The sequence below is a fragment of the Streptomyces sp. NPDC096193 genome (assembly GCF_040302905.1).
In the GTDB taxonomy this organism is placed as follows: Bacteria; Actinomycetota; Actinomycetes; order Streptomycetales; family Streptomycetaceae; genus Streptomyces.
The window spans coordinates 43,316-58,565 of sequence record NZ_JBEOSJ010000004.1; the positions used below are offsets into that span (position 1 = coordinate 43,316).

At 68.0% G+C, this 15,250-nt stretch carries 13 protein-coding genes and 2 pseudogenes; 9 read left to right on the forward strand and 6 right to left on the reverse strand.

Annotation, left to right across the window (positions count from 1 at the left end; genetic code table 11):
• Nucleotides 1-256 precede the first annotated feature (256 nt).
• A complete protein-coding gene (locus ABTX78_RS07935) occupies nucleotides 257-382 on the forward strand; it encodes a hypothetical protein (RefSeq protein ID WP_352205937.1) in 126 nt (41 codons plus the stop codon).
• A gap of 457 nt (nucleotides 383-839) precedes the next feature.
• Nucleotides 840-2,198: an APC family permease gene (locus ABTX78_RS07940; RefSeq protein WP_352205938.1), complete on the forward strand. Its 1,359-nt coding sequence runs from the start codon at nucleotides 840-842 to the stop codon at nucleotides 2,196-2,198.
• Between the two features lie 52 nt (nucleotides 2,199-2,250).
• On the opposite strand, the gene ABTX78_RS07945 is transcribed toward ABTX78_RS07940, so the two are convergent.
• From ABTX78_RS07945 to ABTX78_RS07960, 4 genes are all read right to left on the reverse strand, one after another.
• Complete coding sequence (locus ABTX78_RS07945) at nucleotides 2,251-2,598, reverse strand: hypothetical protein (protein ID WP_352205939.1); 348 nt, start codon at nucleotides 2,596-2,598, stop codon at nucleotides 2,251-2,253.
• The gene (gene ctaD / locus ABTX78_RS07950) at nucleotides 2,595-4,319 is read right to left on the reverse strand and encodes an aa3-type cytochrome oxidase subunit I (protein WP_352205940.1); all 1,725 of its coding nucleotides are present in this window, start codon (nucleotides 4,317-4,319) and stop codon (nucleotides 2,595-2,597) included. Before ctaD ends, ABTX78_RS07945 begins: the two co-directional genes overlap by 4 nt.
• A 394-nt stretch (nucleotides 4,320-4,713) precedes the next feature.
• Nucleotides 4,714-5,151, reverse strand: a complete 438-nt coding sequence (locus ABTX78_RS07955; protein WP_352206282.1) for a VOC family protein — start codon at nucleotides 5,149-5,151, stop codon at nucleotides 4,714-4,716.
• A gap of 292 nt (nucleotides 5,152-5,443) precedes the next feature.
• The gene (locus ABTX78_RS07960) at nucleotides 5,444-5,809 is read right to left on the reverse strand and encodes an iron chaperone (protein WP_352205941.1); all 366 of its coding nucleotides are present in this window, start codon (nucleotides 5,807-5,809) and stop codon (nucleotides 5,444-5,446) included.
• Here ABTX78_RS07960 and ABTX78_RS07965 point away from each other — a divergent pair.
• From ABTX78_RS07965 to ABTX78_RS07975, 3 genes and pseudogenes are all read left to right on the forward strand, one after another.
• The gene (locus tag ABTX78_RS07965; RefSeq protein WP_352205942.1) at nucleotides 5,801-6,316 is read left to right on the forward strand and encodes an STAS domain-containing protein; all 516 of its coding nucleotides are present in this window, start codon (nucleotides 5,801-5,803) and stop codon (nucleotides 6,314-6,316) included. The genes ABTX78_RS07960 and ABTX78_RS07965 overlap by 9 nt on opposite strands.
• A 151-nt stretch (nucleotides 6,317-6,467) precedes the next feature.
• Nucleotides 6,468-7,199 (forward strand): annotated as a pseudogene (locus ABTX78_RS07970) (GAF domain-containing protein); the annotation flags it as partial.
• A gap of 796 nt (nucleotides 7,200-7,995) precedes the next feature.
• Nucleotides 7,996-8,298, forward strand: a pseudogene (locus tag ABTX78_RS07975) (PP2C family protein-serine/threonine phosphatase); the annotation flags it as partial.
• Nucleotides 8,299-8,322: 24 nt separating this feature from the next.
• Here the strand turns inward: ABTX78_RS07975 and ABTX78_RS07980 are convergent.
• Nucleotides 8,323-9,252, reverse strand: coding sequence for an ADP-ribosylglycohydrolase family protein (locus tag ABTX78_RS07980; RefSeq protein ID WP_352205943.1), 930 nt, complete (start codon nucleotides 9,250-9,252; stop codon nucleotides 8,323-8,325).
• Nucleotides 9,253-9,587: 335 nt separating this feature from the next.
• Here ABTX78_RS07980 and ABTX78_RS07985 point away from each other — a divergent pair, with 335 nt between their 5' ends.
• Nucleotides 9,588-9,899, forward strand: a complete 312-nt coding sequence (locus ABTX78_RS07985) for a hypothetical protein (protein WP_352205944.1) — start codon at nucleotides 9,588-9,590, stop codon at nucleotides 9,897-9,899.
• 402 nt (nucleotides 9,900-10,301) lie between these two features.
• Complete coding sequence (locus ABTX78_RS07990; protein ID WP_352205945.1) at nucleotides 10,302-11,069, forward strand: GNAT family N-acetyltransferase; 768 nt, start codon at nucleotides 10,302-10,304, stop codon at nucleotides 11,067-11,069.
• A gap of 96 nt (nucleotides 11,070-11,165) precedes the next feature.
• Here the strand turns inward: ABTX78_RS07990 and ABTX78_RS07995 are convergent, their stop codons facing one another.
• Nucleotides 11,166-12,227 (reverse strand): PucR family transcriptional regulator, encoded by a 1,062-nt coding sequence (locus ABTX78_RS07995; RefSeq protein WP_352205946.1) that lies wholly within the window; start codon nucleotides 12,225-12,227, stop codon nucleotides 11,166-11,168.
• Nucleotides 12,228-12,497: 270 nt separating this feature from the next.
• Between ABTX78_RS07995 and ABTX78_RS08000 the strand changes: the two genes are divergently transcribed.
• Together ABTX78_RS08000 and ABTX78_RS08005 are read left to right on the forward strand one after the other, a co-directional pair.
• Complete coding sequence (locus tag ABTX78_RS08000; RefSeq protein WP_352205947.1) at nucleotides 12,498-13,103, forward strand: hypothetical protein; 606 nt, start codon at nucleotides 12,498-12,500, stop codon at nucleotides 13,101-13,103.
• Between the two features lie 50 nt (nucleotides 13,104-13,153).
• Nucleotides 13,154-15,199, forward strand: coding sequence for a flotillin family protein (locus tag ABTX78_RS08005; protein ID WP_352205948.1), 2,046 nt, complete (start codon nucleotides 13,154-13,156; stop codon nucleotides 15,197-15,199).
• The last annotated feature ends 51 nt before the right edge of the window (nucleotides 15,200-15,250 follow it).

Sequence of the window (15,250 nt, forward strand, 5' to 3'; positions counted from 1 at the left end):
CTCCCGGGCGGGCACCCAGCCATGGAGCCCCTGGCTGTGCGGCATCAGGCCGTCGTCGCAGTCCTCGACTCCGGGAGTCGGCGGGATTCGGTGGACAAATAGGGGGTAAAGGGAAATCCAGTCGCGGTGAGCGACCTCATGCGTGTAGTGAGGTGACCTCATGGCCGAGTGCAAAACTCCTGATTACCGGTCCGGAAAACGCGGTCCGCATTGGACGCATGCCCTTCGAAGTGCGCAAAAGGCGGGAGCGGTCATAGTGACCGATGAGACCGGGGACGCCGTGCGATATCTCTACGACGGCCATGGCCCGAGCCGCTTCCGCCCCTGGATCACAGCGAAGGGTGTCCGATACGACAGCTATGAAGTCCATCCGGAGTGGTGATCCCGCCGACCGCGGCAGGCAACGGGCACGGCATCGGTCCGCGCCCGATGGAGGCTGAAGCTGTCGTCGGTAGGCGTGCGGGTTCTCCACCCATGAGCGTTTTGCCCCTTTCCTCGCGGGAACATGACATATGCGTCGAGTTTCGGCCCGAGTGACCGGGCTCGACGCGCATGATGATGCAGGTCCAGAGGGCGTGCGGCGCACCGAGTGCGCCGTCCCCTCCGCCCGTCCCTCTTCGCAGGGGCGGGCGCCTCGCTGATCACGGCATCGAGCGCAGACGAGTACCGCTGTCCTCGTGTTGCGACCGATCAGTGCCGCGGCGACGGGACCGGCCGCCATGTCGAGCTCGGCCGGCGGCACAGTTGACCGGCCGCGAGGGCATGCCACCCTCCGGCCCGGGCAATCGCCGGCATCCACCAAGGGCGTGATTTCTGCGATTCAGGGGACTCGGTTCTGCATGTCGCCATCCAATGGAGAGCAACCTACGGCCACATCCACCCCCGCTCTTCGGCGGGTTCTGACCACTCCGCTGCTCTACTTCTTCATCCTGGGCGATGTCCTGGGTGCCGGCGTATACGTCCTTGTGGGTCAGGTCGCCGCCGACACGGGCGGTGCCGTATGGGTGCCTCTCGGCGTCGCCCTTGTCCTCGCCATGCTGACGGCTGCGTCGTACGCCGAGCTGGCGACCAAGTACCCGAGGGCAGGTGGGGCTGCCCACTACGCCACACGGGCCTTCGGACCGTTCACGGGTTTCGTGTCGGGTTTCTGCATGCTCGCCGCGGGCGTGGTCTCGGTCGCAGCCCTGGCACGCGGCTTCGGGGGCGACTACCTGTCGGATTTCGTGACTCTGCCCGTCGGCCTCGTGGCAGTGATCTTCCTCGCTGCCTTGGCTCTGATCAATGCACGGGGAATCAAGGAGTCGACTCGCGCAAACGTGGTGGCGACCGTCATCGAGGTCGCCGGACTGATCATCATTGTCGTACTCGGCGCCTGGTTGCTCCTGCGTGGTGACGGTGACGCCGGACGCCTCACACAGCTCGGCACTCCTGAGAAGGGAGCGGCCGCCGCCGTCCTCAGCGGCTCCGTCCTTGCGTACTACTCCTTCGTCGGCTTCGAGACCTCGGTCAACGTAGCGGAGGAAACCCGGAATCCGCGCCGCTCCTACCCGCGCGCGCTGTTCGGCGCTCTCACCACGGCGGGCGCCGTGTACGTGCTGGTGGGCGTCGCCGCTTCCGCGGCAGTACCGACAAGCAAGCTGGCCGAGTCCAGCGGACCCCTTCTCGAAGTCGTCAAGGCGGCAGGTGGCGTGCCGTCCTGGCTCTTCAGCGCGATCGCGCTCGTCGCGGTCGCCAACGGCGCGCTGCTCACCGGGATCATGTCCTCCCGACTCACGTACGGCATGGCGCGTGACGGATTGCTGCCCTCCGGGCTGACCAAGGTGCTACCCCATCGGCGGACCCCGTGGGTCGCGATCGCGACGACCACAGCGCTGTCGGCTCTTCTCGCGCTCACCGGGAGCGTCGCGACCCTGGCGTCCACCCTGGTTCTTCTGCTGCTCGTGGTCTTTTTCATCGTCAACATCGCTGTCCTGGTGCTGCGACGTGAGCCGGGCACGGCAGACCACTTCCGGGCGCCCACCGCCCTCCCGGTGATGGGGGCAGTGTCCTGCCTGGTGCTCGCCACGCAGATCACCGCCCAGGTGTGGCTCCGTGGGCTGCTTGTTCTCGCAGTAGCCGTCGTACTCGCCGCCGTCGGCACAGCCAGGGGGCGCGGGAACACCGACGCCGCTGAGCAGGACGCGTCGACCCGCGTCTGACCGCGGACGCCCCATCTCGACCTGACACGCCGACAGGCGGCGAGTTCCTCGGTCACATCACCATCCCCACGATCAACCACAGGGTCAGTGAAGCGCTGAAGAGGCTCAGCAGCAGAGCGATTCCGATGCATCGCCGCCGAAGCCGGTTGCGTACGTCCTGAGCAGCGTCCCGCTGTGCGATCTGGGTTCGTCGTCGCTCGGCTTCAGCGAGCCGCTCGCCGGCGTACAGGCTCACGAGCTGCTGCCGCTCGGCGGATGTGAGCGTTGGCAGCTGATCGGCAAAGGCTTCGGCTGCCTCCTGCGCCATGATGCGCGCACTTGCCGCCGCCAGGAAGCACTCGATGCGCTCGATGCCCGCGTACGGGTCGGGTGCCGAGTGACCCGTGGAGCGGGCGGTCATGATGACGAATCACCCTTGGATGCGGAGTCCGGGTCGGGTTCGATGGCGTCCCGGCGGCCGGTGGCGGCGGCTTGGTCGATGGCTGCGACCTCCGGGTAGTGCAGATCGAAGGCGGGCGATTCGGAGCGGATCTTGGGCAGGGTGATGAAGTTGTGCCTCGGCGCCGGGCAGGGTGTGGCCCATTCCAGCGAACGTCCGTACCCCCACGGGTCGTCGACTTCGATTCTCTTTCCGTATTTCGCTGTCTTCCACACGTTGTAGAAGAACGGGAGCGTGGAGCTGCCGAGAAGAAATGCGCCGATCGTCGAGATCGTGTTGAGTGCGGTGAAGCCGTCAGCCGCGAGGTAGTCCGCGTAACGGCGCGGCATGCCCTCTGCTCCCAGCCAGTGCTGAATGAGGAAGGTCATGTGGAAGCCGATGAACAGCGTCCAGAAGTGGATCTTCCCCAGTCGCTCGTCGAGCATCGTGCCGGTCATCTTGGGCCACCAGAAGTGGAATCCCGCGAACATGGCGAACACGACAGTGCCGAAGACGACGTAGTGGAAGTGCGCGACGACGAAGTAGGTGTCGGAGACGTGGAAGTCCATCGGTGGCGAGGCAAGAATAACGCCGGTCAGACCGCCGAACAGGAAGGTCACGAGAAATCCGATGGTCCATAGCATTGGTGTCTCGAAGGACAGTGAGCCCTTCCACATCGTGCCGATCCAGTTGAAGAACTTCACCCCGGTCGGTACCGCGATCAGGAACGTCATGAAGGAGAAGAACGGCAACAGGACGGCACCGGTGACGAACATGTGATGCGCCCAGACCGTCACGGACAGGCCGGTGATCGCGATCGTGGCACCGATCAGTCCCACATAGCCGAAGATCGGCTTGCGCGAGAAGACCGGGATGATCTCCGTGATGATGCCGAAGAAGGGTAGCGCGATGATGTAGACCTCGGGATGACCGAAGAACCAGAACAGGTGCTGCCACAGAATCGCCCCGCCGTTCTCCGGGTCGAAGACCTGCGCACCGAAGCGCCGGTCGGCTTCCAGGACGAGCAACGCGGCCGCCAGAACGGGAAAGGCCAGCAGCACCAGCACCGAGGTGAACAGGATGTTCCATGTGAAGATCGGCATCCGGAACATGGTCATTCCCGGTGCCCGCATGCACAGGATCGTGGTGATGAAGTTGACCGAGCCGAGAATCGTACCGAAGCCGGCGAGTGCCAGCCCCATGATCCACAGGTCCCCGCCGACATAGGGCGTGCGTTCGCCGCCGCTGAGCGGGGTGTAGGCGGTCCAGCCGAAGTCCGCCGTGCCCTGCGGAGTGAGCAGGCTGCCCACCACGATCAGGCCGCCGAAGAGGAACAACCAGAACGAGAACATGTTGAGCCGCGGGAACGCGACGTCGGGAGCGCCGATCTGCAGGGGCATGATCGCGTTGGCGAAGCCGGCGAACGTCGGGGTGGCGAACAACAACAGCATGATCGTGCCGTGGAGGGTGAACGCCTGGTTGTACTGCTCGGAGGAGACGATCTGCAACCCGGGCCGCGCCAATTCGGCGCGCATCACCAGCGCGAGCAACCCGCCGAAGACGAAGAAGGCGAACGACGCCATCAGATACAGATGGCCGATCTTCTTATGATCGGTGGTGGTGACCCACGTAACGACTACGCTGCCGGCCTTGCGGCCTTTGGACGGGATGATAGTCGTTGGTTCTGTCGTCGATGCGGTCATGAGGACCCCGTACGTGACTAGGTGGCGGACGGCGCAGCAAGTACCCCACTGACGCCGCGTCACACCCTAGGCCGATCGCCGGAATCAAGCCCAGAAACCAGCCCGTACGGACGGCAAGACATATTGTCAGGTCGATCCGGAACACTCGGCCCCGGCAGCGGAAAAGAGGTCCGCAACGCGCAGTTTCGGTGCGGTCGGTGCCGCTCGCTATCATGCGCGCACCGTCATAAGCAATCGCGCCGGGTGCGACGGCGACCGGCGTCACCCACATACGGGCAACTCGCCATACCAAGCGGCACCGTCGCCGGATCGAGATCCGGGCCACGACCAATGGCGAAGGTCACTCGGACGGCCCGCCTTGTGTCAGCACGAGGCTCATTGATCCCATTATTAGTCAGTCCTTCTTCAGTTCCTCGGCGAGCATCACAAGGATGCCGCTGGGACCGCGGAGGTACGTGAGCTTGTAGACGTCCTCATAGGTGGCCACACCGCGAAGCGGACGGCATCCGTGCTTTGCGGCTGCCTCAAGAGCTTTGTCGATGTCGTCGACCGAGAAGGCGACGCGATGCATGCCGATCTCATTGGGACGAGTGGGCTTCGACTCGATCGCTTCGGGGTGGATGTACTCGAAGAGCTCAAGGCGACCGTGACCGTCCGGCGTCTGGAGCATCGCGATGTTGGCGTGATTGCCATCCAGGCCGATGGCGGTGTCGGTCCACTCACCACTGACCGTGTCACGGCCGACGATCGTGAGGCCGAGGTCGGTGAAAAAGGAGATCGCTGCTTCGAGGTCGCGAACGGTGATGCCGACGTTCTCAAGTCTGATGGCCATGCGTTGCATGCTATCGAGCCGGGCTGATGGAGTACTTCCGCCAAGGACACAGCCGAGTACCGGCGAAGCGTCGAGGTCGGCCGTGACGCTTTCTCCCTTCTCGGCCACCAGTCGCACAGCCCGCCTCGTTCGAAAGCGCGAGGCGGGAGAGGCAGTGCCGGCCTCATCCACGTGGTGGTGATGCGGTGGCCGCCGCCGACGAGGTGGACAGTGCGGGGTCATGAGACCCGTGAAGCTCGTTCCACGGCCGTGATCAGCGCATATGGAGGGGCGGCGCCTCGCGTCACAACCGTCAGCGGGCCTGGCTCGGCCCCGCCGCTGTAGCCCGCAGCATGTCCCGCAGAAGTTCGAAGTCGATCTTTTCCGGCTTGCGGAACCGCAGGCAGCCTTTACCCATGTCGTGGCCCGCCAGCCGGTCGGCAAAGGCCTCACGGACATCGGCGCGCAGCACATAGACAGAGATGTACTGCTTCTGGCTCGCGAAGGCGATTTCCCCTGTGCCGTCTCGCTCGTAGACCGGCATCCCGTATGCCATCACCTCGCTGAACCCCTGGAGCTCCGCACGACACAGCTCCCGCAACCGGGTCACAGCCTTTTTGCGTTCCTCGGAAACCTCGGCGAGGTAGCAGTCCACATTCTCAGCCGCGCTTTGCACCATGCCCCGACCCTATTCGGCACGCGGCTCGATCAACAGTGCGTCGGAGAACAATGCCTGACAGGAGCCGCGACCGGTGCTGCACCCCGGCCACCGGAGCCGGCAGTCGCCGCTACGCGCGGCCTCTGTCTCCGCCGGCAGGAGGCACCGCACCGGCCTCGGCGATCGAGCCATACCGTCGCGCAGCCGCGAGAGGAGGCCGTCGGCCCCTTGCCCGGTGCCCTATCTATCATCGAGGTCGTAGTACGTCGTACGCACGCCCTCAATTTCTGTGACTCCTCCGGCATCAGCGGTCTCATCAGGATCTACCAGCGGCTGTCCGCGCACGGAGGCGTACTGCGACTCGGCGCCGTGCCCGGCTCGGTTGCCCGGGTCTTCGAGCTGACGGGCCTGGACCAGGTGATCGCCGTGTTCGCCACGGCTCAGGAGGCCCTCGCCGCCGGCGACGGTGTGCGGGGGTCTTCGACCGGGGACACACCGCCCTCGTCGTACGCGACGAGTGAGAGGTAGCAGGGCGATGCCCCGCGTTCCGGACGGACAGGCTCTCCAGTCCAGGGCAGCCGGCACCGCTCTGGCCGTCGAGACGGGGGCGGAGCAGGATCTTCGCGATCTGTTCGGCCAGTCCCCTGCCGTCTTCGCGTCCTTGGTCGGGCCGGCCCACATGGTGGAAGCCGCGAACCCGACGTTCTTCGCCGCCATCGGCGGAAGCGAACGGGTCCGCACCGGATTGCCGCTCGGGGAGTTGATGCCCGAGCTCGCCGAACAGGGCTATCTCACGCTGCTGGACCGGGTGTACCGCAGCGGCCGACCTCACACCGGACGCGACGTCCGTGTCTTGCTCGGTACCGGGTCCAGCGCACGGGAGGCGTTTTTCGACTTCACCTACGAACCCCGTACGGACGCGGGTGGCAACGTCATCGGCGTCCGCGTCGTCGGCGTGGAGACCACGCAGATCAAGCACGCCCAGCGGCTGACCGCCGAGCACCGTGCGCTGCTGGAGCAGATCGCCCGCCAGGCGCCGATCGAGCAGGTTCTGGAGGGCATGGCCCGCGTCATCGAGGACCTCGACCCGGGAGAGATCCTGGTGTCGGTGCTGCTCGCCGACGCAGACGGCCGCCACCTGCGCCACGGCGCCGCACCCAGCCTGCCCGACTTCTACAACCGGGCGATCGACGGCATCGCCACCGGTGAGGGCGTGGGTTCCTGCGGCACCGCCGCGCACCGTCGCGAGACGGTCATCGTCAGCGACATCGCCACCGATCCCTTCTGGGACGACTTCCGTGATCTGGCGGATGCCGCCGGTGTTGCGGCCTGCTGGTCGACCCCGATCCTGGGCCGTGACGGATCGCTGCTGGGCACCTTCGCGATGTACCACCGAAGTCCCCGTGCCCCGCAGGACTTCGACCTCGCTCTGGCCCGGGTCTTCGCCGGCACCGCGGCGCTGGCCATCGAGCGCCATCAGGCGGAACAGGCCCGTCTGGCCGCCGAGGCGAAGGAGGAGGCTGCGCGCAGGGACCTCGCCTTCCTGTTGGAGGCAAGCACGGCCCTGTCGGCCCGCCTGGACCACAGCCAGACCCTTCAGCGCCTGGCCGCCGTCTGCGTGCCCACGCTGGCACCGCTGTGCGCGGTCGACATCGTGGAGGCCGGTCAGGTCCGCCGTATCGCCGCCGCCGCGCGCACCGAGGACCAGAGGGACGTCCTGGCGTCGCACCGTCCCGTCTACGACGCCGACGACGATGCCGTGGCCCGCGTACTGGCATCGGGCCTGAGCGAGGTCGCCCGCCGTCCTCCCACGGGGCCAGGCCCCTGGCAGAGCCTCGGCGTGACCGGATACCTGTGCATCCCTCTGCTGGACCGGGGCCGCGCCTTCGCCACCCTGACGCTGCTGTCCACCGGCGAGCACTCCCTCGACGGCCGCACGGTGGCGCTGGCCGAGGAACTCGCCCGCCGCGCCGCCCCGGCCGCGCTCAACGCCCGTCAGTACACCCAGCGCGTCACCCTCGCCCGCGACCTGCAAGCCGGACTCCTCCTGCCGCAGGTACCGGCCCTGCCCGGCGCCGAGATCGCCGTCCACTACCACCCCGCCGGCGAAGGACTCGACATCGGCGGCGACTTATACGACGTCTTTCCCCTGGGCCCTCCTCGTCGACGGTCAGCGCGCCGTACGAACCGTCGACGTCCACGGTTCCCTTCTCGGCATCACCCCCGACCTGCATCTGACGAGCCGCCACCTGCACCTCCAGCCGTCGGAGAGCCTGCTCCTCTACACCGACGGCATCACCGAGGCGCGGGGCACCTCGAACGACCAGTTCGGCGAAGAACGCCTTGCGGACGCCCTGCGCGGGCTCGGCGACAGATACACGGCGCAGGACGCGATCGACGCCGTCACCGAGGCCGTACGGGCTTTCACCGGCGGCAACGACATAGACGACGACCAGGCTGCCCTTGTCCTGACTGCGACTCCTGCGATCAGCCGCACCACCACCGCCTGAACAGACGGCGGTGGGCCTGCTGCCCTACCGCGCGACCATCGGGCCCTCCCAGCCGATCGGAAGTGCTTCGCGGCGTTCCAGCCACTCGGGCGGGACCTTGTCCACGCCCGTACGCGCCCCCACGATCCCTCCTGTGATCGCGCAGGTCGTGTCCACATCGCCGAAGCCTTCGGCCGTGGACCACAACGCCGCCTCCAGGTCGTTCTGATGGCGCGCGGCCGTCCAGACAGCGAAGGCGACCGTGTCGTCGGCGCGGATACGCTGCCCGTTGCCGAGAACGTCCGCCGCCTTCCACGGCACGGTGGTGATGGGGAGTCGGGCGGCCCGGAGCAGACCGTCACGGACCAGACCGGGTGGAGTGCGGTCGGCGACCGACCGGATGGCCAGTTCTCCACGAGACGACAGCGCCGCCGCCGTGGCCACTGCCACCGCGCCGGCCACGCCCTCGGGATGCGCATGCGTCACACGGGCCGACAACTCGGCCTGACGCGCGGCCAGTTCGAGGTCGGCGGCGAACCAGGCCCCCAGCGGGGCAACCCGCATGGCGGCGCCGTTGCCGAGGCTGCCGCCATCGAAGAGTTCGGGCGCGTGCCGGCGCCAACTCGCCGGATCATCCAGGAGTCTCGGCAGGAGCATGTGCATGCCGTGGCCGTACCCCCGACCACGATCCGCCTCAAAGGTCCGCGCGAAGCAGGCCGCCAACCGGTCCTGGTCGATCTCGCCGAACCGGTCGAGCACCTGATGGACCGCGAGAGCCATAGCGGTGTCGTCGGTCCAGTGCCAGTCGGGTTCATCGGGCGTGCGCCGGGTCCGGATCTCGTCGACGGCCCGTTCCCGCGCACGAAAGAGAGGGAACCAGCGTTCCCCGAACGCGTCCCCGAGAGCGAGAGCTTCAAGGCTGCGGCGGGCGGCTTCGCGGTCGGCCGGATGAGGAGTGGCAGTCATGGTCGCCATGCTGCCGGGCACGGTCACTCGCGTACATCGGTTTTGGCCAGAGGCCCGAACAGCCAGTCCGATGCCGTTCCCGTCAGTTGGCCCGGGCGCAGTCCAGTCCCGTCGCCAGGTCCTGGTTCGGGCACCGACGCCGTGGCCGCTGTCACCGAGCGCGAACATCGGTGATGCCGGAGGGGCGGCTTGCCGATGCGCCCATATCCGCACCACCGACCGAGTGTTCTGACAAGCTCGGCCTCCAAGGGCGGTGGACAGGGCCGTGTCGCTCGGCTTGCCCACCGCAACTGGGCCGATCTCCCGGAGCACGACACCCGCGCCGGCAACCCTCTGGAGCCATCGTGTACAGGTCGCGAGAATGGATCCTCGACCGGATCCGCCAGGACCACCGGAACAACCCCGAGTTACCCGTCCACGTACTCGCCACGCGGAACCGGGTGTCACAGACCACCGTGGCCGCCGCCCTGTCGTTGTCCGAACCGGCGCCCGCGAAGTCGCGGCCCCTCGGTGTGCCGGAACCGGTGAGGACGGCCATCGACCTGATGCCGCTCGACGAGCCGTCCCGCTCGGTGGACCCGGTCTCCTGCCTTCCCGCGACAGACGAAGACGACCACGGCTACCAGCCGGAGGACGAGGCGGGAGTCGTGCTCTGAGCTGGAAGGCGTGCTCCGAGCCCGGCGGCGTGCCTCGCTGCCGGTCGGTGGCATCTCCGCCGGCGGAGCTGGCGCAGGGCTCGTGTCCGACGCGATGGAGCAGCCCCCGCCATGACCGGCTGCAGAAAACCGCTTGCCCCCACCGCTCAGGGCTTGCAACAGTGACCTGCGCTCTGCGACTTCGCAGACACATTCACGGTGAGGAATGAAGCCAATGATTGCGGCGTCCACCGGCGGCCGCCGTCGGCACTGAACGTCTGCTCCCCAGCAGTCGCAGCCTGCCACGCCCACTTTGCGGCGGCCCCACGACGCGGTGCCCACGCACCGCCGCTCTCCCCCGCCCCTCGAACTCACCCGAGTACGCCGGGGCATCAGCCGAGCCATCGTGAGGTCAACACCACCATGGACAACCAGGTCCAGAGCTTTGCCGTGGCCAACCTCCGCCGCCGCCCCGTGGTCGTCGAGACCGGCGGCTTCGTTGCGGGCTTCAACCCCGACACCGACAGTCCCTACCTCAACTACGCGACCCCGCTGCCCGGCGTCGAGCCGACCGAGCATGACGTCGCGGCGCTGATCGGAGCCTTCCGGGAGCGCAGCCTGCTGCCCCGACTGGAGTTCGCACCGCACGCCGCGCCACGCGTGGCACCGGCTCTGCGGGCGGCGGGCTTCACCACCGAGGCGGTGCACGAGTACCTCCTCTGCACACCGCAGACGCTGACGACCCCCGACTCCGCCGGCTTCCCGCACGTGGAGACGCCGACCACCGACGAGGAGTACTGGGAGCTCGATGCCGCGCTTGCCGAGGCGTTCGGAAACGTCTTCGCCCCCTCCCCGCAGGGTGCGGAGCGACTCCGGCATACCCAGCAGAGCGGCGGTGCAGTCCGTTTCGTCCGTACACCGCAAGGCGGCTGCCTCGGCGGAGCATCCTGTTCCCCACCGGCCGAGGACACCGCCGAGCTGGCCGGCGTCGGCACCCGCCCCCGCTACCGCGGCCGCGGCATCGCCACTGCGGTGACCGCCGCGCTGACCGGGGCGATGTTCGCGCAGGGGGCCGGATCGGTCTGGCTGGAGTACTCCGGCGACGGCTCCCGCCGCATCTACGAGCGCATCGGCTTCCGGCCGCAGGGCACCCGCCTCTACCTTTCGCTGCCCGCGGAGCAGCAGGCGTAGCGGCAGACGCACGTGTGAGGGCGGCCCAGGCCGCCCTCACACGCTCCCGTTCGGTTCCAGGGCCTCAGCCCCGGGCATACCGAGCGACGGTGAGCCTCAGAGCCGCTCATCCGGCCAGTCCAGCAGGCGAGCGCCGATGACCGCCGTCTGCAGGGTGTAGCGATCCACAGGGTTGCCGGGATCGACCCCCGTCAGCCGGCGGATCCGCTCCAGCCGGTAGGTCATCGCCCGCACGCTCAGCGACAGCCGCCGTGCGGCCTCGGCCGCCACGCAACCCGTGTCGAAGTACGTCGCGAGGGTGTCGATCAGCGGCCGGGCGCCGCCCCTGGCGTCTTGGAGCGGACCGAGGACCGTGGAGACCAGGTCGGCCATGGCCTGCCGGTCGCGGGTGAGTACCGGGTAGACCAGCAGGTCCGCCGCGTACAGGACCGGGTCGTCCAGATGCATCCGGGTGGCAAGGTCCAGTGCGTTGAGCGCCTCTTCGTAGGAGTGGACGACGCCACCGACGCCCGCGTGGGCGCGGCCGATCGCCACCCGCCCGCCGTCCGTCGCGGCATAGGCCTGCTTGGCGAAGAACGACAGGACGTCGTCCTGATCGCCCGGGGCGATACAGATCAGCCGGCCGTTCTTCGTGGTCAGCAGGATCCGGCGGTCGCCGAAGCGGACCGCGAGCGTCGACTCGATGCCGCGGGTCACGGAGTACCCGTCGTCGTACGGCTCCGGGCCCTCGGCGACGGCGACGGCGTGCGCATGCGACAGCAACAGTCCGAATCGCGCGGCCCGTTCGGCGAGCCGACCCGGATCGCTGCGGCCGTGGAGCAGGTCGTCGATGAACTCGCGCCGCGTGGCCTCCTGTCGGCGGATCGCCAGCCGCTGCGCCCGCTCGTGGCCTTCCGCGAACGCGTCCACCGCCTGCTCGACCGCCCCGAGAAGACGGCCGGCGGTCGCGCCGCGCGCCTCCGCGTGAGCCACCTGGGCGGCGGAAAGATGGGCACGGACCATCAGCCGCAGCCCCAAACCGGCTTCCGCGGCCCGCTCGCCCTGGGCCCGCAGCGCGTCGAGCTCGTCCCGGGTCAGCTTCCTGCCGGTGGCACCGGCACCGGCCAGGATCTGGGCGTACCCCTGCAGATAGTCGTCGACTGCTTCCCGTTCCGCCACGAACCCTCCCGTTTCCTGACGCGCCGATGACACCCTTTTGACGCGTGGACGCCCAGCGTGGCACGCGGGTTCGAGGGGACGGCCACCGGCATCAAGAAGGCGTAAGGATTGCCGGTCGACGGCAATGCGATCAGGCGCACGGTCCTGTCAGCATGGACCGGCCGGGGTCGCTGAACGAGACACATGCCGGAGTACGGAAAGCAGTACACCACCGCCGCGGAACGAGGCCGCCCAGAAAAATGGCTGCCGTAGAACACTGGGGGAAGAGACATGGACGAGTTCCTGCGTGCCACCGTGACCTTCCCTGCTGTGCTGTTCACCGCGGCCCTCGTCGTCGTCATCGTCTTCTGGCTGCTGGTGCTGGTCGGCGGAGCCGACCCCGACAGCTTCGACACGGACGTGGACAGCGGAGCGCTGGGCCTCGGCGGAGTCCCCGTATCGGTGTCTGCCTCGCTGCTGATCGCCCTGTCCTGGTTCTTCTGCGTGACCGGGTCCGTGCTCCTCTCCGGGACGGACTGGCCCGCCACCCTGGTCGATCTGCTGGACGTTGTCGTGCTGTGCGCCTCACTCATCGGTTCGTGGCGGCTGACCCGCGTTCTCGTGCGGCCCCTGGCCAAGCTCTTCCCTGATGAACCCGGGCCGTCCCGGCTCGACTTCGTCGGTCTGACCTGCACCGTCCGCACCGGGCGGGTGGACGCGGACTTCGGCCAGGCGGAAGTCACTGCCCGGGACGGTTCAGCCGCCGTCGTCCAGGTCCGTCAGAACGACGGGTCCCGGTTGGGACCCGGCAGCACCGGACTGCTGTACGCGTACGACGACACCGGAGAGTTCTTCTGGGTCGCGCCGTTCGACACGGCGCTGGATCCCCGCGGCTGACCTGCCGCCCTCCCACTCCTGCTCAACACCCTTCGATCCGGGGATTGCTCATGGATGCCATCACCTGGGGCATCGGCGTGCTCATCGCCGTTGTCCTCCTCATCACCATCGCCCTGCTGCTCGTCATCAGCCGGCTGTTCCGCAAGGTGGAACAGGGCAAGGCACTGATCGTGTCGAAGATGCGCAAGGTCGACGTCACCTTCACCGGCCAGGTCGTCCTGCCCGTCCTGCACAAGGCCGAGGTCATGGACATCTCGGTGAAGACCATCGACATCAGCAGGACCGGTCGCGACGGCCTGATCTGCCGCGACAACATCCGCGCCGACATCCGCATCTCGTTCTTCGTACGGGTCAACAAGACCGTCGAGGACGTCATCAAGGTCGCCCAGGCCATCGGCACGGCCCGGGCCAGTGACCAGGCCACACTGCAGGAACTGTTCAACGCCAAATTCTCCGAGGCCCTCAAGACGGTCGGCAAACAGCTCGACTTCACGGACCTGTACACGATGCGGGACGAGTTCCGGGACCGGATCATCCAGGTCATCGGCACCGATCTGAACGGCTACAGCCTGGAGGACGCGGCGATCGACTATCTGGAGCAGACGCCGCTTTCACAGCTCGAGGCCTCCAACATCCTCGACGCCCAGGGCATCCGGAAGATCACCGAGCTGACGGCCCTCGAGCACGTGCGCACCAACGAGTTCCAGCGCACGGAGGAGAAGGAGATCACGCGTCAGAACGTGGACGCCCGTGAGGCGATCCTGGAGCTGGAGCGCAGGCAGGCGGATGCCGAGATCAAGCAGAAGCGGGAGATCGAGACCGTGCGGGCCCGCGAGGAGGCCGAGACCGCCCGGGTGGTCGAGGAGGAGCGGCTCCGTGCCCAGAGCGCTTTCCTGAAGACCGAGGAAGCGCTCGGCGTTCAGCGGGAGAACCAGGCGCGGGAGGTGGCCGTCGCACAGAAGAACCGCGAGCGGGTCATCGCCGTCGAGAGCGAGCGCATCGAGAAGGACCGGCTGCTCGAAGTCATCGCCCGCGACCGGGAGACCGAACTGACCCGGATCTCCGCCGAGAAGGAGGTCGAGGCCGAGCGCCGCGACATCGCCGAGGTCATCCGCGAGCGGGTCGCGGTGGACCGCACGGTCGCCGAGCAGGAGGAGTCCATCAAAAGGCTGCGCACCGTCGAGGAGGCGGAGCGCAACCGGCAGGCCGTCGTCATCGCCGCCGAGGCCGAGGCGCAGGAGAAGCTGGTCAAGGACATCAAGGCCGCTGAGGCCGCCGAGCAGGCCGCGATCCACCGGGCGGCCGAGGAACTCACGCTCGCTGAGGCCCGCAACAAGACCGCCGACATGGACGCCCACGCCAAGATCCGCCTGGCCGAGGGCAGGCAGGCCGAAGCAGCCGCCGACGGTCTCGCCGCCGTCCAGATCCGCGAGAAGGAGGCGGACGCCATCGAGAAGGCGGGTCGCGCCGAGGCCGGTGCGACCGAGGCACGGCTGCGCGCCGAGGCCGCCGGTACAAGGGAGAAGGCCCTAGCGGAAGCCACCGCCATCGGGGAGAAGCTCAAGGCCGAGGCCGCCGGCCTCACCGAGAAGGCGGCCGCCATGGCCGCACTGGACGAAGCGTCCCGTACCCATGAGGAGTACCGGCTGCGTCTGCAGGCGGAGAAGGACATCCGGCTCGCCGGGCTCGACGTGCAGCGGCAGATCGCCGAGGCGCAGGCCACGGTGCTCGCCACCGGCCTGGAGAACGCCGACATCAACATCGTCGGCGGCGAGTCCGTCTTCTTCGACCGCCTGGTGCAGTCCATCTCCCTCGGCAGGAGTGTCGACGGATTCATGGACAGCTCACGCACCGCGCAAGCGCTCGCCGGGCCGTGGCTGGACGGTTCCGCCTCCTTCACCGAGGACCTGACGAAGGTGCTCGGCTCGGTGTCCACCGCCGACGTGCAGAACCTGACGGTGTCGGCGCTGCTGATGAAGCTCATGCCCGCCGGGTCGGGGCAGCTCGACGAGCTGATCGGCAAAGCGCGGCAACTGGGCCTGGCGGACATGCCAGTGGCCGAACTCGCCGGCCTGAACGGTGCCGCGAAGAGCTGAGTACCGGGTTCCACATCCTCCGGAGTTGCCGCGCGGGGGGCGGCAACTCCG

Bases quoted from the DNA above. Each gene is read 5' to 3' on its own strand.
- ctaD (WP_352205940.1), bottom strand. From the start codon at position 4,319: ATGACCGCATCGACGACAGAACCAACGACTATCATCCCGTCCAAAGGC.
- ABTX78_RS08005 (WP_352205948.1), top strand. From the start codon at position 13,154: ATGGATGCCATCACCTGGGGCATCGGCGTGCTCATCGCCGTTGTCCTC.
- ABTX78_RS07980 (WP_352205943.1), bottom strand. From the start codon at position 9,252: ATGGCGACCATGACTGCCACTCCTCATCCGGCCGACCGCGAAGCCGCC.
- ABTX78_RS07990 (WP_352205945.1), top strand. From the start codon at position 10,302: ATGGACAACCAGGTCCAGAGCTTTGCCGTGGCCAACCTCCGCCGCCGC.
- ABTX78_RS07960 (WP_352205941.1), bottom strand. From the start codon at position 5,809: ATGGTGCAAAGCGCGGCTGAGAATGTGGACTGCTACCTCGCCGAGGTT.
- ABTX78_RS07955 (WP_352206282.1), bottom strand. From the start codon at position 5,151: ATGGCCATCAGACTTGAGAACGTCGGCATCACCGTTCGCGACCTCGAA.
- ABTX78_RS08000 (WP_352205947.1), top strand. From the start codon at position 12,498: ATGGACGAGTTCCTGCGTGCCACCGTGACCTTCCCTGCTGTGCTGTTC.
- ABTX78_RS07945 (WP_352205939.1), bottom strand. From the start codon at position 2,598: ATGACCGCCCGCTCCACGGGTCACTCGGCACCCGACCCGTACGCGGGC.
- ABTX78_RS07940 (WP_352205938.1), top strand. From the start codon at position 840: ATGTCGCCATCCAATGGAGAGCAACCTACGGCCACATCCACCCCCGCT.